Raw genomic sequence first — 22,486 nt, 5'->3', positions numbered from 1 at the left:
CAGATAAGACTCGGATATCTGTGTCCATCTGCGTTCATCTGTGGATGACTTGAATCCGTCCGTCAGGACAGACCTCCAGGACCGCACCATGGCCGATACACCTTTCCCCGAACACCGCATCCTCGACGGCAAGCGCATCCTGCTGATCATCTCGGGCGGGATCGCGGCGTACAAGTGCCTGGACCTGATCCGGCGGCTGAAGGAGCGCGGGGCCCGGGTGCGGTGCGTGTTGACCGAGGGCGGGGCGAAGTTCGTGACGCCGCTGTCGGTGGCGGCCCTGTCCGAGGGAAAGGTCTACATGGACCTGTGGTCGCTGACCGACGAGGCGGAGATGGGGCACATCCGGCTGTCGCGGGAGGCCGACCTGGTCGTGGTGGCTCCGGCCAGCGCCAACATCCTGGCCAAGATGGCGGCCGGCATCACCGACGACCTGGCGACCACCGCCCTTCTGGCGACCGACAAGCCGGTGATGGTGGCCCCGGCCATGAACATCATGATGTGGTCGCACCCGGCGACCCAGGCCAACATGGCGACGCTGGAGTCGCGCGGCATCCTGCGGATCGGGCCGGGCGTCGGCGACATGGCCTGCGGCGAGACCGGCAGCGGCCGGATGAGCGAGCCGATGGAGATCCTGGCCGCCATCGCCGCCTTCTTCGGGCGCGCCGCGGCGCCCAGGGAGGAGGCTCCGGGGCCGCTGAGGGGGTGGCGGGCGCTGGTGACCAGCGGGCCGACCCACGAGCCGATCGATCCCGTCCGCTACATCGCCAACCGATCGTCGGGCAAGCAGGGGCACGCCATCGCGGCGGCCCTGGCGCGGCTGGGCGCCTCGGTCACCCTGGTCAGCGGGCCGACGCGGGAGCCGGACCCCGACGGCGTCGCCATGGTCCATGTGGAGAGCGCCCGCGACATGCTGGCCGCCTGCCAGGACGCGCTGCCGGTCGATATCGCGGTCTGCGCCGCGGCGGTCGCGGACTGGAGGGTGCGGGCCATGTCGAGCCAGAAGCTGAAGAAGGACGGCGGCCAGCTGCCGGCGCTGGAACTGGCCGAGAACCCGGACATCCTGGCCACCCTGTCCCGCCCGGGCCGGATGCGGCCGGGTCTGGTCGTCGGGTTCGCCGCCGAGACCGAGAAGGTTGTCGCGCACGCCCGGGCCAAGCTGGCGCGCAAGGGCTGCGACTGGATCGTCGCCAACGACGTCTCCCCGTCCAGCGGGACCTTCGGCGGAACCAGCAACACGGTCCACCTGCTGCGCGGGGACACCCTGGAGGACTGGCCGCCGCTGTCCAAGGAGGAGGTCGCCCAGCGCTTGGCCGCCGCCATCGCGGACCATCTGGTGGGCACGGGGGCGGAGTAGAGCGTCACCCGATCAGGTTGAGCCGCTCCGGTCCACATTGCCTGCCGTTCCAGTCGCCGCGATGCGTTGGGCCACGGCCCAACCTACGGTTTGATGCAGGGCGGAGGTGATGCGGGTCATCGATCGTAGTTTGGGCCGTGGCCCAATGCATCGGTTCGGCTGCCCCGGGCGGATCGACCTGATCGGGCACAGCTCCAGGCGCCGCCGGGAAGCGGATTTTTTCGCTGCGGGGGTCGATTTACCTGTTACATTGTGTGATATCTGCGCTATCTACAGCGCATGATCCCTGATGCAAAACCCGATGCACCGGCCGCCCTGGCGGTGGCCGTGACGCGCCTTCCCAACGGTGCCGGCCTGGACCTGCCGTCCTATGCGACGGAGCATTCCGCCGGCATGGACCTGTCGGCCGCCGTCTCCGATCCCGTGGTGCTGGAGCCGGGCGCCCGGGCGCTGATCCCGACCGGCTTCGCGCTGGCGCTGCCCGCCGGCTACGAGGCGCAGGTCCGCCCGCGGTCGGGTCTGGCGCTGCGTCACGGCATCACGGTGCTGAACAGCCCCGGCACGATCGACGCGGACTATCGCGGCGAGGTCGGCGTCATCCTGATCAATCACGGGGAACGGCCCTTCACCGTGGAGCGCAGCATGCGCGTCGCCCAATTGGTGATCGCCCCTTACACCCGGGTCGCCTGGGACCTCGCCGAGACCCTGGAGGAGAGCGCCCGCGGCACCGGCGGTTTCGGGTCTACCGGGACGGCCGGGACGGACAGGGCCGGCGTGGACGAAAAAGGACAAGACTGATGCTGCGCATCTCGAAGAAGCTGATGTTCGCGATCGAGGCGGTCCTCGACATCGCCTACAATGCCGGCAGCGAGCCGGTGCAGAGCGGCGAGATCACGCGCCGCCAGGGAATCCCGAAGCGCTACCTGGAACAGGTGCTCCAGCAACTCGTCCGCGCCGGGGTGCTGGCGGGGGTGCGGGGTCCGCGCGGTGGCTACCGCCTGGCCCGGGAACGGCGGCGGATCAGCATTGGCGAGATCGTCCGGGTGGTCCGCGCCATGGAGACCGCGACCGATCCCGTCGAGGAGCCGACCGGGTCGATCCTCGGCCTGAAGGTCGTCCGGCCGATCTGGCTGCAGCTCCAGGACGACTGCATGACCCAGCTCGACGACATCACGATCGAGGACCTGTGCCTGCGCGCCAACCAGGCCGGCATCGAGAGCGAAACCCACGCCAAGATCGATTTCAGCATTTAAAATCCGGGTCCGAGATATTAGATTGGATTATCTGTGATTTCCAAGATTTAACAGTTGCGAAGGGTGGAATACCATGGCGGCTCCAGAACACGGACCTGAATTCCGGGGCAGGATCTACGACAGCATCCTGGATACGATCGGGGCGACGCCGCTGGTCCGCGTCCGGCGGCTGGCTTCCGAGTACGGGGTCAAGGCGGACATCGTCGGCAAGCTCGAATTCTTCAACCCGCTGTCCAGCGTCAAGGACCGCATCGGGCTGGCGATGATCGAGGCGGCCGAGGCCGAGGGCAAGATCGAGCCGGGCAAGACCACCCTGGTCGAGCCGACCTCGGGCAATACCGGCATCGCGCTGGCCTTCGTCGCCGCGGCCAAGGGCTACCGGCTGATCCTGACCATGCCGGAGAGCATGTCGGTCGAGCGCCGCAAGATGCTGAAGCTGCTGGGCGCCGAGCTGGAGCTGACGCCCGCGTCCGAAGGCATGAAGGGCGCCATCCGCAAGGCCGAGGAACTGGTCGAGTCGACCCCCAACGCCTTCATCACCCAGCAGTTCAAGAACTCGGCCAACCCGGCGATCCACCGCGCCACCACGGCCGAGGAGATCTGGCGCGACACCGCCGGCAAGGCCGACATCCTGATCAGCGGCGTCGGCACCGGCGGCACGCTGACCGGCGTCGGCGAGGTGATCAAGCAGCGCAAGCCCGACTTCAAGGTCATCGCGGTCGAGCCGGAGGACAGCCCGGTGCTGTCGGGCGGCCTGCCCGGCCCGCACAAGATCCAGGGCATCGGCGCCGGCTTCGTGCCCGACATCCTGAAGAAGGACCTGATCGACGAGGTGCTGCGCATTTCCAACCAGCGCGCCTTCGAGACCGCCCGCAAGGCGGCCCGGGTCGAGGGCCTGGCGGTCGGCATCTCGTCGGGCGCCGCGCTGGCGGCGGCGATCGAGGTCGGCCAGCGGCCGGAGAACGAGGGCAAGCTGATCGTCGTGATCATCCCGTCGTTCGCCGAGCGTTACCTGTCGACCGCCCTGTTCGAGGGGCTGGAGTAAGGCAGAAGTCGGGTTTCTTCCAGGAGGAAGTTCGCGCGTGGATGGCCGGATCAAGTCCGGCCATGACGGAAAAGGGAGCCTTCGCCTGCCTCCCGTGCTTGGGAGGCCTTGGCATGTGGGTCCGGTGACGGGCGGGTCCGGCTGGCTCCTTTTTCGTCATGCGCGGGCTTGACCCGCGCATCCACGCGCAAACTGACGGGAAGAAGTCCGGCCAGGATGAAACGGAAGTGTTCCCTTCCCGCTGGAGACCGGCGGGCGGAAACTAGCAAACACCAGGTCAGCACCTTATGGATTTTACCGACGCGCAGGTCGAGCGCTACGCCCGCCACATCATCCTGCCGGAGGTCGGCGGCATCGGGCAGGAGGTGCTGCTGAAGTCGCGGGTACTGGTGGTAGGGGCCGGCGGGCTGGGATCGCCGCTCCTGCTCTATCTCGCGGCGGCGGGGGTGGGTGTCCTCGGGGTGATCGACCCCGATGTGGTCGACCTGTCCAACCTGCAGCGCCAGATCATCCACGACACCGCCGCGATCGGGACGCCCAAGGTGGAGAGCGCAAAGGCGCGGCTGGAAGCCATCAACCCGGACGTCCGGCTCGAAATCCACCGGGAGCGGCTGACCGCGGCCAACGCCATGGGGCTGATCGCCGACTACGACGTGGTGGCCGACGGAACCGACAATTTCGCCGCCCGGTACCTGCTGGCGGACGCCTGCCATCTCGGCGGCCGGACGCTGGTATCGGCGGCTATGCTGCGGTTCGACGGGCAGATCTCCACCTTCAAATCCTATCTGGGCGGTCCCAACCCCTGCTACCGCTGCATCTTCCGCGAACCGCCGCCGCGCGGGCTGGTGCCGAGCTGCGCCGAGGGCGGCGTGCTGGGCGCGCTGGCCGGCGCCGTCGGCTCGATCCAGGCGATCGAGGTCCTGAAGGAGCTGCTCGGCGTCGGGGACAGCCTGTCGGGGCAGTTGCTGATGTACGACGCGCTCCACACCAGCTTCCACAAGGTCCGGGTCCAGCCCGATCCGGAGTGCCCGCTGTGCGGGCACCATCCGACCATCACGGACCTGTCCGGGCACCCGTCCGGGCCTGAGGGAGCCCTGCCATGAGCGGGGCTTCGACGCTGTCGCTGGTGGTGTTCTCCGGCGGGTTCGACCGGGTCCACTACGCGCTGGTGATGGCGAGCGCCGCGGCGGCGACCAACCGCAAGGCCACCCTGTTCTTCACCGGACGGGCGGTCCTGGCGCTGAAGGCCGGCGGCGGCTGGCGCGGGCTGGACCCTGCCGACGACGGCTCGTCGCCGGAGGAGCGCAACGCCCATTTCGGCCGCAGCGGCCTCGCCGAGTTCGAGGAACTGCTGGAGGCCTGCGTCGCCCTGGGCGTCACGGTGATGGTCTGCGAGATGGCGCTGAAGGCGATCGGCCTGGACGCGTCCGCCCTGCGCGACGACGTGCCGGTGGTGACCGGCGGCGTCGTCACGCTGCTGAACGGGGCGCCCGGCGACGGCAACATGCTGTTCGTCTGACTCCGCCGGCCGGTTACCGGCGGCGCCACTCTTCCCGGGTGATTTCCCAGATCCCGGCGGGGAAGCGGCCGGAGACGAAATCCCTGTCATGGGTTCCGACCAGCCGCATGCCGTCGCGCTCCGACAGCCGGCGGGAGCGCAGGTTGATCTCGGCCTTCTGGACCCTGAGGACGGGCCGGCCGAGGGCTTCGAACCAGAAATGGATGGCGGCGGCGCTTGCCTCCGTCATCAGGCCCCGCCCCTGCCAGGCGGGGTCGAGCCAGAGCCCGCGGTTGTCGTCGGGCTTGTCCATCAGGCTGATGACGCCGATCAGCCGGTCCGGATCCGGCCGGGGCCTGATGGACCAGTGCCATTCCGTTCCCCGCTCCATGGCGGGAAGCGCCACGTCCCGGATGTAGGACAGGGCGCCGTCGGCCGGATAGGGCCACGGGACATGGCCGGCGAGGAACCGCACGATCTCCCACCGGGGAAAGACGTCCTGGACCGCGCCGGCGTCGGAAAGCTCCAGCGGGCGCAGGACCAGCCGGGGTGTCTCCAGGACCGGGATCAGGCGCCGCCGCCCTTCACGTCGAGCGCGTAGCCCGCCGAGCGGACGGTGCGGATCAGGTCGTTGTCGTTTTCCTCGTTCAGCGCCTTGCGCAGCCGGCGGATATGCACGTCGACGGTGCGGGGCTCCACATAGACGTCGTGTCCCCAGACCAGGTCGAGCAGCTGCTCGCGCGAGAAAACCCGGCCGGGATGCTGCATGAAATGGCGCAGCAGGCGGAATTCGGTCGGCCCCAGGTGGATGTCGCGGCCCTGGCGGCGCACCCGGTGGGCCGCGAGGTCCATCACCACGTCGTTGAACCGCAGCAGCTCCTCCGCCAGGCCGGGGCTGGCGCGGCGGAGGACGGCGCGCATCCGGGCGACCAGCTCGGTCGGAGAGAAGGGCTTGGCGATATAGTCGTCGGCCCCGGAATTGAGGCCGCGGACCTTGTCCGCCTCCTCGCCGCGGGCGGTCAGCATGATGATCGGGATGTCGCGGGTCTTGGGATTGCGCCGCATCTGGCGGCACACCTCGAGGCCGGACATCAGCGGCAGCATCCAGTCCAGCAGGACGATGTTGGGCGTCTGCTCGGCGGCGAGGAGCAGGGCCTCCTCGCCGTCGCCCGCGGAGAGGGTGCGGAAGCTTTCCTTCTCCAGATTGTACTTGAGGAGCGTTACGAGGTCCGCCTCGTCCTCGACGATGAGGACGAGGGGTTTCAGCGCCGAATTCATGGGATGCCTTGTTCCAATACTAGCCCTGCGATTCCGTCCCGGGGGTGACGACAGCATAGCTGCTTTCGTCGCCCTTGGGGCGTTCCGTCGTCAGCGGATGGCCGATCACCAGGAAATGGATCGTCTCGGCGATGTTGGTCGCGTGGTCGCCGATCCGCTCCAGGTTCTTCGCGATGAACAGCAGGTGCGTGCAGGGGGTGATGTTGCGCGGGTCTTCCATCATGTAGGTCAGCACTTCGCGGAACAGGCTGGTGTAGAGGTCGTCCAGCTCCTCGTCGCGGCGGCGCGCGGCGACCGCCTTCTCCACGTCGCGCTCGATGAAGGCGTCGAGCACGTCCTTCATGATCTCCTGGACCAGCCGGCCCATCCGGGGGATCGCCGCGGCCGGGCGGACCGGCGGCACCTGGGCCAGGGCGATCGACCGCTTGGCGATGTTGGCGGCGTAGTCGCCGATCCGCTCCAGGTCGGCGGCGATCTTCAGGGCCGACACGATCTCGCGCAGGTCGGACGCCATGGGCTGGCGCAGCGCCAGCAGGCGCAGGGTCTCCGCGTCGACGTCCCGCTCGTAGCCGTCGACCCGGAGGTCGGACTGCATCACCTGGGCCGCGATGGTCGTGTCGCGGCGGACCACGGCCTGCACGGCCGCCTCCACCTGGGCCTCGGCGACGCCGCCCATCTGCGTGATCAGATTCGCCAGCCGCTGCAGTTCCTGCGCGAACGACTTGACGATGTGCTCGTTGCTCATGCGCCGCTTCCCTGAATTGCCCGATTATCCCGAATGACGTCCCGCCGATCAAGCCGGCGGGCCGGATCAGCCGTAGCGGCCGGTGATGTAGCCCTGGGTCCGCTCGTCGCGGGGATTGGTGAAGATCTCCTCGGTGTCGCCCACCTCGACCATGTCGCCCAGGTGGAAGAACGCCGTCCGCTGGGAGACGCGGGCCGCCTGCTGCATGTTGTGGGTGACGATCACGATGGTGTAGTTCTCCCGCAGCTCGTCGATCAGCTCCTCCACATGGGCGGTCGCGATCGGGTCGAGGGCCGAGCACGGCTCGTCCATCAGGATCACCTCGGGGCTGACCGCGATGGCGCGGGCGATGCAGAGGCGCTGCTGCTGGCCGCCGGACAGGCCGGTGCCCGGTTCCTTCAGGCGGTCCTTCACCTCGTTCCACAGGCCGGCGCGCTGCAGGCTCTTGGCGACGATCTCGTCCATCTCCTCCCGCCGGCTGGCGAGGCCGTGGATGCGGGGACCGTAGGCGATGTTGTCGTAGATCGACTTGGGAAACGGGTTGGGCTTCTGGAACACCATGCCGACCCGGGCGCGGAGCTGGACCGGGTCGATCTCGCGGTCGTATATGTCCTGGCCGTCCAGCGTGATCAGGCCCTCGATGCGGGCGATGCCGATCGTGTCGTTCATGCGGTTGAGGCAGCGCAGGAACGTGGACTTGCCGCAGCCCGACGGGCCGATCAGCGCGGTGACCTGCCGTTCCGGGATCGCCAGGTCGATGCCCTTCAGCGCCTGCTTGGCGCCGTAGTACACCTTGACCTGCTTGGCATCCATCTTGTTCGCGGCGCCGGCCAGGATGCCGGCGGCGGAGCGCGCCTCGACGCCGGGGATGGCGCTGGTTCCGGTCTGTGTTCGGCCGATTTGTGTATGGGCGGTCATTTACCAACGCCTTTCAAAGTGCTTGCGCAGGACGACGGCGATCGCGTTCATCGCGATCAGGAAGGCCAGGAGGACCATGATCGCGGCGGAAGTGCGCTCGACGAAGCCGCGTTCCGGGCTGTCGGCCCACATGAAGATCTGCACCGGCAGCACCGTCGCGGCGTCGCCGAAGCCCGAGGGGGTGTCCACGATGAAGGCGATCATGCCGATCATCAGGAGCGGCGCCGTCTCGCCGAGCGCGTGGGCCATGCCGATGATGACGCCGGTCAGGATGCCGGGCATCGCGAGCGGCAGCACGTGGTGGGTCACCACCTGGAGCGGCGAGGCGCCGACGCCCAGCGCCGCCTCCCGGATCGACGGCGGAACCGCCTTCAGCGCCGCGCGGCCGGCGATGATGATGGTCGGCAGCGTCATCAGCGCCAGCACGATGCCGCCGACCACCGGGGCCGACCGGGGCATGTTGAAGACGTTGAGGAACACCGCGAGGCCGAGCAGGCCGAACACGATCGAGGGCACCGCCGCGAGGTTGTTGATGTTGACCTCGATCAGGTCGGTCAGCTTGTTCTTCGGCGCGAACTCCTCCAGGTAGACCGCGGCGGAGATGCCGATCGGGATCGCGAGGCCGAGCGTCACCATCAGAGTCAGCAGCGAGCCGACCAATCCCGCCTTCAGGCCCGCCAGCTCAGGGTCGCGGCTGTCGCCGTTGAGGAAGAGCCGCCAGTTGAAGCCGTTCACGATGTTGCCGTTGGCGACCAGCTTGTCGATCCAGGCGATCTGCTGGTCGGTCACCTTGCGGTCGGTCTCCGGCACACGACGGTCGATGTTGCCCTTGAGGAGCTGGTCATAGTCGCTCGCCAGGGCCAGGTTCACGGACTTGCGGGTCCCGATCAGGGACGGGTCGTCCATGACCATCTGGCGCAGCTCGAACGCGGCGCCGTTGCTGATCATGGCGGTCAGCCGGCGCCGGTCTGTCCTGGACTCCACCTCGGGGAAGACCGCCAGCAGCGCGTTGCGCGCCAGGGCCGCGTAGTTGGCGTTGGACAGGGTGTCCGGGTCGCGGGTTCCCTGCGGGTCGATCTCGGCCGGGTCGAAATAGACCTCCAGCGCCAAGTCGTGCTGGGCGAAGGCGGTGTAACCCTGGGCCACGATGCTGGCGAGCAGGACCGCCAGCATGGCCAGCGCCACGCCGATCGCGGCCATGCCGTACATCTTGAAGCGCCGCTCGGCGGCGTAGCGCTTCTTCAGCCGGGCGGCGAAGTCGTCGGTCTGGTACGGCGCGGCCGCCCGGGGTGTGCTGATGATGTCAGTCATATTTTTCCCGATACTTCTGCACCACCCGGAGGGCGATGATGTTCAGGCCGAGGGTGACGGTGAACAGCACGAGGCCGAGGCCGAAGGCCGAAAGGGTCTTGGCGCTGTCGAACTCCTGGTCGCCGACCAGCAGGGTGGCGATCTGGACGGTGACTGTGCTGACCGCGTCCAACGGGTTGGCCGACAGATTGGCGGCGAGACCGGCGGCCATCACGACGATCATGGTCTCGCCGATCGCGCGGCTGACCGCCAGCAGGACGCCGCCGACGATGCCGGGAAGCGCCGCCGGAAGCACCACCTGCCGGATCGTCTCCGACTTGGTGGCGCCGAGCCCGTAGGAGCCGTCGCGCAGGGACTGGGGCACCGCGTTGATGATGTCGTCCGACAGCGAGCTGACGAAGGGAATGATCATGACGCCCATCACGACGCCGGCGGCGAGCGCCGACTCCGAGCTGACGCCGAGCCCGAAGCTCTGGCCCACGTCGCGCACGAAGGGCGCCATGGTCAGGGCGGCGAAGAAGCCGTAGACCACCGTCGGGATGCCGGCCAGGATCTCCAGGACGGGCTTGACCGTGCCGCGCACCTTGGCCGGCGCGTATTCCGACATGTAGATGGCGCTCATCAGGCCCAGCGGCACCGCGACCACCATGGCGATCGAGGCGATCAGCAGGGTGCCGGTGAACAGCGGCACGGCGCCGAACGACCCGTCGGACGCCACCTGGTCGGCGCGGATCGCGGTCTGCGGGCTCCAATGGAGGCCGAACAGGAACTCGGCCGGGGGCACCTTGGTGAAGAACCGGATCGCCTCGAACAGCAGCGACAGGACGATGCCGACCGTGGTCAGGATCGCCACCAGCGAGCACAGGATCAGGAAGATATTGACGACCTTCTCGACCAGGTTGCGAGCGCGCAGGCCGGGTTCGATCCGCTGCCGGGCGTAGTAGAGGCCGGCGCAGGCGACGGCCAGCATGACGACGGCGAGGGCGCCGTTGCCGATCTCCCGGAGGCCCTTGTAGTGCTCCGCCGCCGCCAGCAGGGCCGGGTCGGGCACGCGGCTGGTGATGTTGCCGTAGGCCAAGTTGTGGATGTCGACCATGATCAGGTTGATTTCCTGCGGCGACAATCCCGCCATGGCGGCCGGCAGGCTGGAGCGGACCATGCCGTCCACGATCGACCCTTCGAGGCCGGTCCACAGGGCGAACAGCATCAGGGCCGGCAGGCCGACCCACAGGGCGACGTAGAGGCCGTAATAGGACGGCACGGAGTGCAGCCTGGAAAGCTTGCCGCCGGCCGTGACGACCGCCCGGGACTTGCCGAGCTGGAATCCCACAAACGCCAGCACGGCGAGAACCGCTAGGAAGAGTGATACTGACATCGGGACCCGTCGGGATTTGAGGGCGACTGTCTGCCGGAAACTCCCCGGCTGCCGGCGCGGAAGGCGCCGGCAGCCGGGGAGCGGACGATTACATCGTGACCGGGGTCAGGTTCAGGATGCCGGTCCGGACCTTCTCGCGCTTGGCCTTGGGCAGCGGGATCAGGCCCTTGGCCTCCAGGTAGCCGTCCTCGCCGAACGCCTTCTCGCTGGTGTACTCGGCCAAGAACTCGCGGACGCCGGGGATGACGTCCACGTGCTGGTTCTTGACATACACGTACATGGAGCGGGCGACCGGGTACTTGGCGTCCGCGATGTTGTCCAGCTCGGGTGCCACGCCGTTGATCCTGGCGCCCTGCAGCTTGTCCATGTTCTGGTCGAGGAAGCTGTAGCCGAAGATGCCGTACGCGTCCTTGTTGGCGACCAGCTTCTGGACGATCAGGTTGTCGTTCTCACCGGCTTCCACATAGGCGCCGTCCTCGCGGACCTGCTCGCAGACCGCCTTCTTCTGGTCGGCCGGCAGGGCCTTGACTTCCGGGAACTGGTTGCAGCCGACGTCCATCACCAGCTCGACGAAGGCGTCGCGGGTGCCCGAGGTCGGGGGCGGGCCGAGCACCTCGATCTCCTTGTTGGGCAGGGACGGGTCGATCTGGTTCCAGGTCTTGTAGGGGTTGGCGACGACCTTGCCGTCCACCACGACCTGCTTGGCGAGCGCCTGCCAGAGCTGCTTGATGGTGTAGTCGGTGTTCGTCGCGGCCTTGGAGTTGGCGAAGACGATGCCGTCGAAGCCCACTTCCAGCTCGCTGACGGTGGTGACGCCGTTGGCGGCGCAGCTTTCCAGTTCCGTCTTCTTGATGCGGCGGGACGCGTTGGTCAGGTCCGGGTGCTGGACGCCGACGCCGGCGCAGAACTGCTTGATGCCGCCGCCGGTGCCGGTGGACTCGACGACCGGGGTCTTGAACTTGCCGGTCCGGCCGAAGGTCTCCGCGACCGCGCTGGTGAAGGGGAACACCGTGGACGAGCCGACGACGCGGATCTGGTCGCGGCCCTGGGCCTGGGCGCCACCCGTCAGCGCGACGGTCGAAGCGAGGGCGGCGAGCGCCGCCACGGCGAGCTTCTTGTTGATCACGATCTAATCCTCCAGCCAATTCGCCAAAATACGGACCAAAAGCCCTGTTTTCCCGCAGCACCTGAGTACCTGCGGCTTCGGCGCGGACCTTAACGGCGATCGGCGATACAATTACTACGGTGGAATGACAGTTTGATGACACCCGCGACCGGGAGGCGACTATGCCGCGGAGCCGCCTGCCCTGCGGGTATCGGCGGCCTTTTCCTCGGCCGCGACCGGGAGGAAAACCGTGAAGGTGCTGCCCTTTCCCACATCGCTCTCGATCGTCAGGCGGCCGCGGTGGCGGTTGACGATGTGCTTGACGATCGCGAGGCCGAGGCCGGTGCCGCCGAGCTGCCGGCTGCGCGCGGGGTCCACCCGGTAGAACCGTTCGGTCAGGCGCGGCAGGTGCATGCGGGCGATGCCCTCGCCGCAATCGGACACGGAGGCCGAGACCATGGGCGCCGCGCGCCGGCCCCCGGCGGGAAGCGGCACCACGGCGCTCGCCGGCCCGCCCCCGCCGGGCTCGACCAGCGCCAGGGCGATCCGCACCTCGGTGCCGTCGCGGGTGTACTTGACCGCGTTGTCGATCAGGTTCTGCAGGACCTGGGCGAGCTGGTCCTCGTCGCCGGTGACCGGGGGCAGCCGGTCCGGCAGGTCCAGGTGCAGCCGGATGCGGCGTGCTGCGGCCTTCAGCTCCAGCGCCGCGACGGCGCCGCGGGCGAGGCGCCCCAGGTCGGCCCGGCCGGTGGGTGCCGTGTGCTCGTCCAGCTCGATCCTGGACAGGGAGAGCAGGTCGTTGACCAGCCGCGACATGCGGCCGGACTGGTCGTGCATGATGCCCAGGAAGCGGTCGCGCGCTTCGGCGTCGTCGCGCGCCGGGCCGCGCAGGGTCTCGATGAAGCCCAGCAGGGTGGCGAGCGGCGTGCGCAGCTCGTGGCTGGCATTGGCCACGAAGTCGGCGCGCATCTGCTCCGACCGCTTGATCGCGGTGATGTCGTGCAGGGTCAGGATGATGATGGTGGACCCGTCGCGGCGGAACGGCTTGACCCGCGCCTCGAACACCCGCTCCACCGGAACCGGCAGGGTGAACTCGACCATGCGCGAGGCGCCGCCGGCCAGCACGGCGTCGACCGCGCCCAGCAGGTGCGGGTTGCGGAGCGTCGCCGCCAGGTCGCGGTCGGCCATGCGGTCGCCGAACAGGCCGCGCGCCGCCATGTTGGCCAGCGTCACCCGCCGGTCCGACGCGATCAGGATCAGCGGGTCGTGGAGCGCCTCGAGGATCTGCTCGTTGGCTTCGAGCCCGGCGCGCAACCGTTCGCCACGCTCCAGCCACTCGCCGTGGGTCCTGGAGGCCGACGCCGCGAGCAGGCGGGCGGTCGGTGAAAGTCCTTCGGGCATGGGGACGGCGCCCCCGGCCTCCCCCAGGGACTGGAGATACGTGGCGACGTCGGCGGCGTCGCGCCGGTAGACGCGCGTCGCCAGCGCCGCCGCCGCGACCGCGGACAGCAACCCCACCGCGGCGGCGCCCCAGGTGATGGCGCCCACCGCGGCGAGCCCCAGCAGGACGATGCCGAGCGCCAGCACCAGGGGTCCGCCGAGAAGGAGCGGTATCGTCGTCGGGACTACCGGTGAGGGCATGATGGCACGGGGCGGGCGGGGCGCAAGCAATGAACGGTCGTTACTAGACCACACATTACACCGTTTCATGCCCGCAGGGACATGCGTCACAAAAGATTAATCTCCGGGCAAGATAAGGACCCCTCCCGCGTGGGAGGGGCCCGGTCCCGGAAACCGGTCACCACTGCAGCGAGTCGTGCGCCGCCAGCGCCGCCGCGTTGACGATGTCCGACACGGACGCGCCCATCTGGACAACCTGCGCCGGCTTGTCCAGGCCTATCAGCAGCGGGCCGACCAACTGGCCGCCGCCCATCTTCTGCAGCAGCTTGGCCCCGATGTTGGCCGCGTGCAGCGCCGGCATGACCAGCACGTTGGCGGGACCCGACAGGCGGCAGAACGGGTAGAGCCGCTTCATCAGGTCGTGGTCGAGCGCCACGTCGGCCGACATCTCGCCGTCGTACTCGAAGTCGATCCGCCGCTGGTCGAGCAGCGCCACCGCGTCCCGCACATGCTCGGCACGCCCGCGCATGTACTGGCCGAAATTGGAGAAGGACAGGAACGCGACTCGGGGTTCGTGGCCCATCTGGCGCGCCTTGGCCGCGGTCTGGACCGCGATCTCCGCCAATTCCTCGGTGGTCGGCAGCTCGTTCACCGTGGTGTCGGCGATGAAGACGGTGCGCTTCCGGGTCACCACCACCGACACGCCGAACACGCGCTGGCCGGCCCGGGGGTCGATCACCAGGGTGATGTCCTTGTAGCAGGTCGCGAAGCTTCGGGTCAGGCCGGTCACCATGGCGTCGGCGTCGCCCTGGGCGACCATCAGCGCCGCGAAGACGTTGCGGTCCTGGTTGACCATCCGCTGGCAGTCGCGGTGCAGCGTGCCCCGGCGCTGGAGCCGGCGGTAGAGGTAGTCGGTATAGCGCCGGTTGGCGTCGGACAGGCGGGCATTGTGGATCTCCAGCCCGGTCTGCTCCGGCGACAGGCCCAGCGCCACGACCTGGTCGCGGATCACCTCCTCGCGGCCGATCAGGATCGGCGTGCCGTAGCCGGCGGCGCGGTAGGCCAGGGCGGCGCGGATCGCCCGCTCCTCCTCGCCCTCGGCGAAGACGACGCGCCGGGGGTTGGCCTTGACCTTCTCGAAGATCAGCTGGAGGCTGTCGGCGGTCGGGTCGAGCCGGGTGCGCAGCCCGTTGCGGTAGCCGGTCATGTCGATGATCGGCTTGCGCGCGACGCCGCTCTCCATCGCGGCCTGGGCCACCGCCGGCGGGATCGTCACGATCAGGCGCGGGTCGAACGGCACCGGGATGATGTATTCCGAGCCGTAGCGCAGCCGGCGGCCGGAATAGGCCGCGTCCACCTCGTCCGGCACGTCCTCGCGCGCGAGCGCCGCGATGGCGCGGGCGGCGGCGATCTTCATCGCGTCGTTGATGGTCGAGGCGCGCACGTCGAGCGCCCCGCGGAAGATGTAGGGGAAGCCCAGGACGTTGTTGATCTGGTTGGGATAGTCGGACCGGCCGGTCGCGATGATCGCGTCGGACCGCACCGCGCGCACCTCCTCCGGGGTGATCTCCGGGTCGGGGTTGGCCAGCGCGAAGATCAGCGGCTTGGCGGCCATGGACCTGACCATGTCCTGGGTGACGGCGCCCTTGGCCGACAGCCCCAGGAACACGTCGGCGCCTTCCAGCGCCTCGGCCAGGGTCCGCGCCTCGGTCCTGACCGCGTGCGCCGACTTCCACTGGTTCATGCTGTTGGTGCGGCCCTGGTAGATCACGCCCTTGGTGTCGCACAGGATCGCGCTGTCATGGGGCAGGCCCATGGACTTGAACAGCTCGACGCAGGCGATCGCGGCGGCACCGGCGCCGTTGATCACCATCTTGATGTCTTCGATCCGGCGGCCGGTCAGGTGCAGCGCGTTGATCAGGCCGGCGGCGGCGATGATCGCGGTGCCGTGCTGGTCGTCGTGGAAGACGGGGATGTCCATCACCTCGCGCAGGCGCTGCTCGATGATGAAGCAGTCCGGCGCCTTGATGTCCTCCAGGTTGATGCCGCCGAACGACGGCCCCAGGAAGCGCACGCAGTTGATGAACTCGTCCACGTCGGAGGTGTCCACCTCCAGGTCGATGCCGTCGACGTCGGCGAAGCGCTTGAACAGGACGGCCTTGCCCTCCATCACCGGCTTCGACGCCAGCGCGCCCAGGTCGCCCAGCCCCAGCACCGCGGTGCCGTTGGAGATCACCGCGACGATGTTGCCCTTGGCCGTGTAGTCGTAGGCGGTCGAAGGATCTTCCTGGATGCGCAGGCACGGCACGGCGACGCCCGGCGAATATGCCAGCGACAGGTCGCGCTGGGTGGTCAGCGGCTTGGTCGGGGCGATCTCGAGCTTACCGGGGCGGCCGCTGGAGTGAAGCAGGAGAGCTTCCTCCTCGGTCACGCGCTTGTCTTGGTCGGACATACGTTTCCTCATGGACGGCCAGCGGCCGGCGCAGGGACTGGGCCGCGGGCGATCGTGGTGGCGGCCGGATCTTCCCCTGTCACCCATGACGAAAGGCAGGGGGAGGTAGGCCTGTTATCTTGTGGTGAACGGTATCATAGTGAAATCGCTCCGCAAGACGGTTGTAATCGCATGACTGGATTGCCCGGGGCGGCGATTAACCGTTAGTTGGTTAAGCATCTTCGGGACAGGCCGCGGCAAGGAGAAACAATGATCCGGAATGCGTTTTCCCCGGCAGCGGCGGCCCTGCTGATCCTCGGCGGCTGCTCGGGCAGCGACAATGCGACGCGGTGGGAGCCCACCCGAAGCGCCCAATCCGTCGCCGAGAGCGAATGCGCCGAGCAGGTCGACGTCAAGATGCAGCTGCGGGGCTATCCGCGCCGTCCCAGCCCGGAGACCCCGCAATTCTCCTATCGCCGGGAGATCTTCGCCAAATGCATGCGCGACAAGGGATACCGGGAGGAATGAGGGCGGGCGGAATAGGGGCGGGAAGAACGGGCCGCCCTCATTCCGCGGGCTCCGCCTGCGCCGCCGCGGCCAGGTCGTCCTCCTCCACGTGCCGGGGTCGCATCAGGGCGTAGAGGCCCAGGATGCCGGCCAGGATGGCGCCCGCGATCAGCGGTGCCTGCCAGTCCCCGGTGGCGAAGCGGTTGACCAGCAGGGCCGCGCAGACCATGGCGCCCAGGGCCGGCACGAAGATCGGCACCTCGAAGCCCCCCGCGGGTTCGCCGGGCCGGAGCTTCAGGATCACCAGGGCGCCGTTGACGATCGAGAACACCAGCAGCAGCAGGAGCACGGTCGCCGAGGCGAGTTGGGTGATGTCGCCCAGCAGGGCCAGGCCGGTGATCATCGCCAGCAGGACCAGCACCGCCATGTGGGGCGTCCGGCGCGTCCGGTGGACCCGGCGCAGGACGCGCGGCAGCAGCCCCTGCTGGGCCATGCCATAGGCAAGCCTGGAGGCGGTTACGTAGTTGAGCAGCGCCGTGTTGGTGACGGCGAAGACGGTGATGCCGAGGAAGGCCACCGGCGGGAACCAGGGCGCCGCCCGCGCCACCACCTCGGTCAGCGGCCCCGCGGCGCTGGACAGGTCGCGCCACGGCACGACCGAGACGGCGGTGATCGAGACCGCGATATAGATCAGCGTCGCCGCGACCATGGCCAGCATGATGCCCCAGGGCAGGACCTTGCGGGGGTTCTTGACCTCCTCCGCGACGTTGATGGAGTCCTCGAACCCGATGAAGGAGAAGAAGGTCAGGACCGCCCCCTGCATCACCAGAAGCGCCGTGATGCCGCCGACGCCGCCCGATGACCCGCCGGTCGCCCCACTGGCCGCATCTGACGGCGGCGGCGTTTCCAGCAGGTCGACCGAGCCCCAGTAGCTGAACCCGACCGCGATGACCAGGATCAGGCCGAACGCCTCGACCGTGGTGCACACGACGTTGAGCCACATGCATTCGCGGATGCCGCGGAAGACGATGCCGGCCAGCACCAGCAGGAAGCCCAGGGCCAGCACGGTCACGGGCACGCCCTCCAGCATGCCGAGCTGCTGCAGGTTCTCCGCGACGACCCTCGACTGGGTCGCGACCGAGGTCAGGCCGGAGCACATCACCGCCAGCCCGACCACGTAGGTCAGCATCGCCTGGCGGTAGGCCCGCTGGGTGACGTAGGCGGCCCCGGCGGCCTTCGGATAGCGGCTCGCGATCGAGGCGTAGGACAGGCCGGTCAGCAGCGCCGCGACCATGCTGACCAGGAAGGCCAGCCAGATCGCGTTGCCCATCTGCCCGGCCGCCTTGCCGATCAGGCCGTAGATGCCGGCGCCCAGCATGCTGCCCAGCGCGTAGAAGGCCATCTGGGTCATGCCGATGGAGCGCTGGAGCGGCGGCCCGTCCGCTCCCCCCGTGTCGCCGGCCCTATCGGACGGTGTCTCCGCTTCGCGCATGACCTTGACCTCGCCGTGGCTGGATCGAGTGACGCCTCCGGGGAGCCGGGGCCGTCATGGATCCTTCAACAACGAAGAAGAAGAATCGGCGCGAGAGGGGAAGGAACGCAGAAGCGGTGAAGTACCCTCCGATAAAAAGCGGCAGCCGGGGCGATCGGGCGATGCCGGTCAATTGTCGCCGGCGCCGGATTCCGCCGCCTTTTCACGCTCCGCCACATGGACGTTGCGCCCGCCCGCTCCCGTCAGGGCGTCGCGCGCGCGCCGCTCCTTCTCCGGGTCGTCATCGACGCAGACCCACAGGATCACGCCGCCAGCTTCCAGCGCGCGGGCGAAATCGTCGGTCTCCGGGTGGGCGGTCACCTCGTCCAGGTATTCCTTGACCGCGGCGCCGCCGACTCCGGCAGCCACCAACGCCGCGATCGGGCCGGCGATCGGGCCGCCGACGATCGCGATCAGGCCGGCGGTGGTCAGCGGGAAGGCGTAGTTGAGATCGCCCAGGAGCGCGGTCAGCGCCTCGTCCCGCGGCATGGCCGGCCGGCCCGCGACGTCGATCGACTCGTGGCTGGACAGGACGCTGAGGTCGGTGCGGTCGAAGCCGGCCCGCATCAGGGCCACCACGGCCCGGTCGAAATCGGGGCGGTTCTCGAACAGGGCCACCATCTCGCGCACCCGTCTGGTATTGGCGTTGTTCCTGGCCATGATGGTGCATTCCCCCGTGTACGTGCCTATTTCATAGTCCTTGAGCCCAGTCTAGCCCCGGCGCAGCCGCGTGCCTAGGCCATGGTGCGCCCGGCGTGCTAGGGTGGCGCCGCCATGAGAGCGCCAGAGAAGAAACCCTCCGAGAACACCCTTTCCGACAGCGATCCGGTTGCCGTGCCCGACACAACGCTTGCCTCCCCCGCCGCCCCGTCCGCCTCGACTCCGATGATGGCGCAGTACCTGGAGATCAAGCAGGCCCATCCCGGCTGCCTGCTGTTCTACCGGATGGGCGACTTCTACGAGCTGTTCTTCGACGACGCGGTCGCCGCGGCGGCGACGCTCGACATCACCCTGACCCGGCGCGGCCAGCACAACGGCGAGGACATCCCGATGTGCGGGGTGCCGGTCCACAGCCACGAGAACTACCTGCTGCGCCTGATCCGCCACGGCCACCGGGTCGCGATCTGCGAGCAGATGGAGGACCCGGCGGAGGCCAAGAAGCGTGGCGGCAAGTCGGTGGTCAAGCGGGCGGTGGTGCGGGTCGTCACCCCCGGCACGCTGACCGAGGACAGCCTGCTGGACGCCCGCGCCAACAATTTCCTGGGCGCGCTGGCCGAGACGGCGGGCGGCACCGGCCTCGCCTGGCTGGACCTGTCCACCGGCGAGCTGACGCTCCAGCCGGTGAGCCGCGACGGGCTGGCGGCGGCCCTCCAGCGGCTCGACCCGCAGGAGCTGGTGCTGCCCGAGCGGCTGGTCCAGCAGCCCGACCTGTTCGACCTGTTCGGCGAGTGGAAGAGCCGGCTGACGGTCCAGCCGAACAGCCGGTTCGACAGCGAGAACGGCCGGCGCCGGCTGCTCGACCTGTTCGGCGTCGGCACGCTGGACGCCTTCGGCAGCTTCAGCCGGGCCGAGGTCGCCGCGGCCGGCGCCCTGGTGGACTATGTGGAGCTGACCCAGAAAGGCCGGGTGCCGCGGCTGAACCCGCCGCGCCAGCTGGCCCAGGGTGCCGTCATGGAGATCGACCAGGCGACCCGCCGGAACCTGGAGCTGACCCGGACCCTGACCGGCGAGCGCCGCGGCAGCCTGCTGGCCGCGATCGACCGCACCGTGACCGGGCCGGGGGCGCGCCTGCTGGCGGCGTGGCTGTCGGCCCCGTCGACCGACAGGGCCGAGATCTCCGGCCGGCTGGACATGGTGGAGTTCTTCCTGGCGGAGGATCGGGTCCGGACCGAGGCGCGGGCGCTGCTGCGCCAATGCCCCGACATGGAGCGGGCGCTGTCGCGGCTGTCGCTGGGCCGGGGCGGTCCGCGCGACCTGGCCTGCGTCCGCGACGGGCTGGTGCGCGCCGTGGAGATGCGCCGCGTCCTGGGCGCCGCCGGGATGACGCCGGGACCCGCCGGGATCGAAACGGCGGCGGCGGGCCTGGGCGAGCATTCCACCCTGATCGACCGGCTGGAACGCGCGCTGGCGCCCGACCTGCCGCTGCTGGCCCGCGACGGCGGCTTCATCGCGCGCGGCTTCGCGCTCCACCTGGACGATCTCGTGACCCTGCGGGACGAGAGCCGCCGGCTGATCGCCGCGATGCAGGCGCGCTATGCCGACCTGTCCGGCGTATCCGGGCTGAAGATCCGGCACAACAACGTGCTGGGTTATTACATCGAGGTGACGCCGACCCACGCCGACAAGCTGATGTCCGGCAAGGCGTCGGAGACCTTCATCCACCGCCAGACGCTGGCGAGCGCCGTCCGCTTCACCACGGTCGAGCTGGGCGAGCTGGAGCGGAAGATCTCGGAGGCGGCCGACAAGGCGGTGGCGGTCGAATTGGCGCTGTTCGACGAGCTGGTCGGCGACGTGACCGCCCGGGCCGACCGGATCGGCGAGGCCGCCCGCGCGCTGGCCCTGCTGGACGTGACGACGGCGCTGGCCGAGCTGGCGGAGGAGCGGCGCTATTGCCGGCCGGTGGTGGACGACAGCCTGGAGTTCGATATCAGGGGCGGCCGCCACCCGGTGGTCGAGGCGGCGCTGACCGCGTCGGACGGGTCGCGGTTCGTCGCCAACGACTGCGACCTGGGGCCTGACGACCGGCTGTGGCTGCTGACCGGCCCCAACATGGCGGGCAAATCCACCTTCCTGCGCCAGAACGCGCTGATCGCTGTGATGGCCCAGATCGGCAGCTTCGTTCCGGCCGAGCGCTGCCGGATCGGCGTGGTCGACCGGCTGTTCAGCCGGGTCGGCGCCGCCGACGACTTGGCGCGCGGGCGGTCCACCTTCATGGTCGAGATGGTCGAGACGGCGGCGATCCTGAACCAGGCGGGGCCGCGGGCGCTGGTGATCCTGGACGAGATCGGCCGGGGCACGGCGACCTTCGACGGGCTGTCGATCGCCTGGGCCTGCGTCGAGCACCTGCACGAGGCGACCCGCTGCCGGGCGCTGTTCGCCACGCACTACCACGAGCTGACGACCCTGGCCGCCAAGCTGCCCCGGCTGTCCTGCCACACCATGCGGATCAAGGAGTGGCAGGGCGAGGTGGTCTTCCTGCACGAGGTCGCGGCGGGCTCGGCCGACCGCAGCTACGGCATCCACGTCGCCAAGCTGGCCGGGCTGCCGGAGGCGGTGATCGCGCGGGCCGAGCAGGTGCTGGAGATCCTGGAGAAGGGCGAGCACGGCGTGAGCGTCGCGCGGCTGGCCGACGACCTGCCGCTGTTCAGCGTCGCCCTGCGGCGGAAGGAGCCGGAACCGGCGGCACCGTCCGGGCCATCGCCGGTTGAGCAGGCGCTGAAGGCGATCAACCCGGACGATCTGACGCCGAAGGCGGCGTTGGACGAGCTTTACCGGCTGCGGGCGATGCTGAGCGGGTGAGACAGAGAAGGATTCGGGCCGCAGATGGACGGCGATGGAAGCAGATATCCGCTTCGATCCCTTGGAAGATACAAGTAATAGATAGTAACCCGTAGGTCGGGTAGAGCGAAGCGGCACCCGACATCAACGCGCCTGCTTTGTCGGGTGCCGCTTCGCTCTACCCGACCTACGGTTATGACTTCAATTTATAGCGACTCCACCGAGAAATAACACCGGCCGCCGATGATCTCTATGACGTGTATCTCGACGAGTTGAGAGAGGAAGGGTTGACCCCATGAGTGGACGCAAGAGCTTCGCAGGCCTGCGATCCAAGATGAGCCCTGAAAGCAAGGCTCGGCTCGAGGATAGAAAGAACCTCCTGCGCAACGAGATAGCGCTGCATGAGCTGCGTGAATCGCGGCGCCTGACCCAGGCCGCGCTTGGCGAGACATCAAGGGTCGATCAGTCCGCCGTCGCCCAATTTCCCGAGGGGGATGCCGTGATCAGGAACTTCGCGGAGGTGGAGGGCCACTCGGCGGATTAAGCTTCCGCCTTCGCGGCAATCTCCCCAGCCGCTATCCGGATGGTGCCTGGGGAAAGCTTCAGCTCCCCAGGGTGTAGCCGCCTTCGGGGGACCATTTGCCCGACTGGCGGCAGGCCTTGCCGACCTGCTGGGCGCGGACGACGCCCTTGCTGGCGACCAGATGGAATTCCTGGCAGAGCTTGCCGTCGCGGGTATAGCCCTGGCGGATCACCGTGACGGCGCCATTCTTGCCGGTCGCCGGGTTGGACCACTGGACCGGCTTGCCGACGCCCCCGCGCGACGCCGTCTGCAGGGTCTCGTCGATGATCGTGCGGTCGCTGTCATCCAGCGTGATCAGGGGGGCGGCTTCCGGGGTCACCACGGCGGCGCCCGGCCCGGCGGGCTTGTCGGCGCATCCCGCAAGGGCGAGGACGGCGGCGGCCAGGAGGAACTTCTTCATTGCGGCACCTTGATCATTGCGGCTCGGTCGCGGT

General features: G+C 68.9%; 21 protein-coding genes. 9 read left to right on the top strand and 12 right to left on the bottom strand.

Translation table 11 applies throughout. From position 1 onward, the window contains the following. Positions 1 to 88: 88 nt before the first annotated feature. The 6 genes from coaBC to JL101_RS28520 all read left to right on the top strand — a co-directional run bounded on the left by coaBC (position 89) and on the right by JL101_RS28520 (position 5,171). Positions 89 to 1,354, top strand: coding sequence for a bifunctional phosphopantothenoylcysteine decarboxylase/phosphopantothenate--cysteine ligase CoaBC (coaBC, locus tag JL101_RS28545; RefSeq protein ID WP_203098635.1), 1,266 nt, complete (start codon positions 89 to 91; stop codon positions 1,352 to 1,354). Between the two features lie 279 nt (positions 1,355 to 1,633). Next, entirely contained in the window at positions 1,634 to 2,152 is a 519-nt protein-coding gene (dut, locus tag JL101_RS28540; protein WP_203098634.1) for a dUTP diphosphatase, read from the top strand. Beyond that, positions 2,152 to 2,607 carry an RrF2 family transcriptional regulator gene (locus JL101_RS28535; RefSeq protein ID WP_158047904.1) on the top strand — a complete coding sequence of 152 codons (456 nt, stop codon included), beginning with the start codon at positions 2,152 to 2,154 and terminating at the stop codon, positions 2,605 to 2,607. The genes dut and JL101_RS28535 overlap by 1 nt, the downstream gene beginning before the upstream one ends. Positions 2,608 to 2,680: 73 nt before the next feature. Then, a complete protein-coding gene (cysK, locus tag JL101_RS28530; RefSeq protein ID WP_203098633.1) occupies positions 2,681 to 3,652 on the top strand; it encodes a cysteine synthase A in 972 nt (323 codons plus the stop codon). Positions 3,653 to 3,939: 287 nt separating this feature from the next. Beyond that, positions 3,940 to 4,755, top strand: a complete 816-nt coding sequence (locus JL101_RS28525) for a HesA/MoeB/ThiF family protein (RefSeq protein WP_203098632.1) — start codon at positions 3,940 to 3,942, stop codon at positions 4,753 to 4,755. Beyond that, positions 4,752 to 5,171, top strand: a complete 420-nt coding sequence (locus tag JL101_RS28520) for a DsrE family protein (RefSeq protein ID WP_203098631.1) — start codon at positions 4,752 to 4,754, stop codon at positions 5,169 to 5,171. Before JL101_RS28525 ends, JL101_RS28520 begins: the two co-directional genes overlap by 4 nt. Before the next feature lie 13 nt (positions 5,172 to 5,184). On the opposite strand, the gene JL101_RS28515 is transcribed toward JL101_RS28520, so the two are convergent. The 9 genes from JL101_RS28515 to JL101_RS28475 all read right to left on the bottom strand — a co-directional run bounded on the left by JL101_RS28515 (position 5,185) and on the right by JL101_RS28475 (position 15,954). Continuing rightward, positions 5,185 to 5,679 carry a GNAT family N-acetyltransferase gene (locus tag JL101_RS28515; protein WP_407697448.1) on the bottom strand — a complete coding sequence of 165 codons (495 nt, stop codon included), beginning with the start codon at positions 5,677 to 5,679 and terminating at the stop codon, positions 5,185 to 5,187. 38 nt (positions 5,680 to 5,717) lie between these two features. Further along, on the bottom strand, positions 5,718 to 6,428 hold the full coding sequence (phoB, locus tag JL101_RS28510) for a phosphate regulon transcriptional regulator PhoB (RefSeq protein WP_201076255.1): 711 nt from the start codon (positions 6,426 to 6,428) through the stop codon (positions 5,718 to 5,720). 19 nt (positions 6,429 to 6,447) lie between these two features. Then, complete coding sequence (gene phoU, locus JL101_RS28505) at positions 6,448 to 7,173, bottom strand: phosphate signaling complex protein PhoU (protein WP_203098630.1); 726 nt, start codon at positions 7,171 to 7,173, stop codon at positions 6,448 to 6,450. Between the two features lie 66 nt (positions 7,174 to 7,239). After that, positions 7,240 to 7,986 carry a phosphate ABC transporter ATP-binding protein PstB gene (gene pstB, locus JL101_RS28500; protein ID WP_228435544.1) on the bottom strand — a complete coding sequence of 249 codons (747 nt, stop codon included), beginning with the start codon at positions 7,984 to 7,986 and terminating at the stop codon, positions 7,240 to 7,242. Between the two features lie 105 nt (positions 7,987 to 8,091). Continuing rightward, positions 8,092 to 9,402, bottom strand: coding sequence for a phosphate ABC transporter permease PstA (gene pstA / locus JL101_RS28495; RefSeq protein WP_203098628.1), 1,311 nt, complete (start codon positions 9,400 to 9,402; stop codon positions 8,092 to 8,094). Then, positions 9,395 to 10,777 carry a phosphate ABC transporter permease subunit PstC gene (pstC, locus tag JL101_RS28490; RefSeq protein ID WP_203098627.1) on the bottom strand — a complete coding sequence of 461 codons (1,383 nt, stop codon included), beginning with the start codon at positions 10,775 to 10,777 and terminating at the stop codon, positions 9,395 to 9,397. The genes pstA and pstC overlap by 8 nt, the downstream gene beginning before the upstream one ends. 88 nt (positions 10,778 to 10,865) lie before the next feature. Beyond that, entirely contained in the window at positions 10,866 to 11,903 is a 1,038-nt protein-coding gene (locus tag JL101_RS28485) for a PstS family phosphate ABC transporter substrate-binding protein (protein ID WP_203098626.1), read from the bottom strand. Between the two features lie 159 nt (positions 11,904 to 12,062). Continuing rightward, positions 12,063 to 13,523, bottom strand: a complete 1,461-nt coding sequence (locus tag JL101_RS28480) for an ATP-binding protein (RefSeq protein ID WP_203098625.1) — start codon at positions 13,521 to 13,523, stop codon at positions 12,063 to 12,065. Positions 13,524 to 13,680: 157 nt separating this feature from the next. Further along, a complete protein-coding gene (locus JL101_RS28475) occupies positions 13,681 to 15,954 on the bottom strand; it encodes an NADP-dependent malic enzyme (RefSeq protein ID WP_203098624.1) in 2,274 nt (757 codons plus the stop codon). Positions 15,955 to 16,203: 249 nt separating this feature from the next. Here JL101_RS28475 and JL101_RS28470 point away from each other — a divergent pair, with 249 nt between their 5' ends. Continuing rightward, positions 16,204 to 16,461, top strand: a complete 258-nt coding sequence (locus tag JL101_RS28470; protein WP_203098623.1) for a hypothetical protein — start codon at positions 16,204 to 16,206, stop codon at positions 16,459 to 16,461. Between the two features lie 37 nt (positions 16,462 to 16,498). On the opposite strand, the gene JL101_RS28465 is transcribed toward JL101_RS28470, so the two are convergent. Further along, a complete protein-coding gene (locus tag JL101_RS28465; RefSeq protein WP_203098622.1) occupies positions 16,499 to 17,932 on the bottom strand; it encodes an APC family permease in 1,434 nt (477 codons plus the stop codon). 168 nt (positions 17,933 to 18,100) lie between these two features. Then, positions 18,101 to 18,631 carry a hypothetical protein gene (locus JL101_RS28460; RefSeq protein ID WP_203098621.1) on the bottom strand — a complete coding sequence of 177 codons (531 nt, stop codon included), beginning with the start codon at positions 18,629 to 18,631 and terminating at the stop codon, positions 18,101 to 18,103. Positions 18,632 to 18,745: 114 nt separating this feature from the next. Here JL101_RS28460 and mutS point away from each other — a divergent pair, with 114 nt between their 5' ends. Together mutS and JL101_RS28450 are read left to right on the top strand one after the other, a co-directional pair. Continuing rightward, positions 18,746 to 21,490, top strand: a complete 2,745-nt coding sequence (gene mutS, locus JL101_RS28455) for a DNA mismatch repair protein MutS (protein WP_407697373.1) — start codon at positions 18,746 to 18,748, stop codon at positions 21,488 to 21,490. Positions 21,491 to 21,764: 274 nt separating this feature from the next. After that, positions 21,765 to 22,013, top strand: coding sequence for a hypothetical protein (locus JL101_RS28450; RefSeq protein ID WP_203098620.1), 249 nt, complete (start codon positions 21,765 to 21,767; stop codon positions 22,011 to 22,013). A gap of 58 nt (positions 22,014 to 22,071) precedes the next feature. Here JL101_RS28450 and JL101_RS28445 read toward each other — a convergent pair whose 3' ends face one another. Next, positions 22,072 to 22,452: an RT0821/Lpp0805 family surface protein gene (locus JL101_RS28445; RefSeq protein WP_203098619.1), complete on the bottom strand. Its 381-nt coding sequence runs from the start codon at positions 22,450 to 22,452 to the stop codon at positions 22,072 to 22,074. Between the last annotated feature and the right edge of the window lie 34 nt (positions 22,453 to 22,486).

This window comes from Skermanella rosea (assembly GCF_016806835.2).
In the GTDB taxonomy this organism is placed as follows: domain Bacteria; phylum Pseudomonadota; class Alphaproteobacteria; order Azospirillales; family Azospirillaceae; genus Skermanella; species Skermanella rosea.
The sequence above is the reverse complement of the archived record's forward strand: the minus strand, read 5'-3'. Positions and strand labels throughout refer to the sequence as shown.

Excerpts from the sequence above, each read along its gene's own strand:
- pstA (WP_203098628.1), bottom strand. The coding sequence starts at position 9,402 with ATGACTGACATCATCAGCACACCCCGGGCGGCCGCGCCGTACCAGACC.
- dut (WP_203098634.1), top strand. The coding sequence starts at position 1,634 with ATGATCCCTGATGCAAAACCCGATGCACCGGCCGCCCTGGCGGTGGCC.
- JL101_RS28445 (WP_203098619.1), bottom strand. The coding sequence starts at position 22,452 with ATGAAGAAGTTCCTCCTGGCCGCCGCCGTCCTCGCCCTTGCGGGATGC.
- JL101_RS28525 (WP_203098632.1), top strand. The coding sequence starts at position 3,940 with ATGGATTTTACCGACGCGCAGGTCGAGCGCTACGCCCGCCACATCATC.
- JL101_RS28470 (WP_203098623.1), top strand. The coding sequence starts at position 16,204 with ATGATCCGGAATGCGTTTTCCCCGGCAGCGGCGGCCCTGCTGATCCTC.
- JL101_RS28450 (WP_203098620.1), top strand. The coding sequence starts at position 21,765 with ATGAGTGGACGCAAGAGCTTCGCAGGCCTGCGATCCAAGATGAGCCCT.
- JL101_RS28465 (WP_203098622.1), bottom strand. The coding sequence starts at position 17,932 with ATGCGCGAAGCGGAGACACCGTCCGATAGGGCCGGCGACACGGGGGGA.
- phoU (WP_203098630.1), bottom strand. The coding sequence starts at position 7,173 with ATGAGCAACGAGCACATCGTCAAGTCGTTCGCGCAGGAACTGCAGCGG.
- mutS (WP_407697373.1), top strand. The coding sequence starts at position 18,746 with ATGAGAGCGCCAGAGAAGAAACCCTCCGAGAACACCCTTTCCGACAGC.
- JL101_RS28520 (WP_203098631.1), top strand. The coding sequence starts at position 4,752 with ATGAGCGGGGCTTCGACGCTGTCGCTGGTGGTGTTCTCCGGCGGGTTC.
- pstC (WP_203098627.1), bottom strand. The coding sequence starts at position 10,777 with ATGTCAGTATCACTCTTCCTAGCGGTTCTCGCCGTGCTGGCGTTTGTG.
- pstB (WP_228435544.1), bottom strand. The coding sequence starts at position 7,986 with ATGGATGCCAAGCAGGTCAAGGTGTACTACGGCGCCAAGCAGGCGCTG.
- cysK (WP_203098633.1), top strand. The coding sequence starts at position 2,681 with ATGGCGGCTCCAGAACACGGACCTGAATTCCGGGGCAGGATCTACGAC.
- JL101_RS28535 (WP_158047904.1), top strand. The coding sequence starts at position 2,152 with ATGCTGCGCATCTCGAAGAAGCTGATGTTCGCGATCGAGGCGGTCCTC.
- phoB (WP_201076255.1), bottom strand. The coding sequence starts at position 6,428 with ATGAATTCGGCGCTGAAACCCCTCGTCCTCATCGTCGAGGACGAGGCG.
- JL101_RS28460 (WP_203098621.1), bottom strand. The coding sequence starts at position 18,631 with ATGGCCAGGAACAACGCCAATACCAGACGGGTGCGCGAGATGGTGGCC.
- JL101_RS28480 (WP_203098625.1), bottom strand. The coding sequence starts at position 13,523 with ATGCCCTCACCGGTAGTCCCGACGACGATACCGCTCCTTCTCGGCGGA.
- coaBC (WP_203098635.1), top strand. The coding sequence starts at position 89 with ATGGCCGATACACCTTTCCCCGAACACCGCATCCTCGACGGCAAGCGC.
- JL101_RS28475 (WP_203098624.1), bottom strand. The coding sequence starts at position 15,954 with ATGTCCGACCAAGACAAGCGCGTGACCGAGGAGGAAGCTCTCCTGCTT.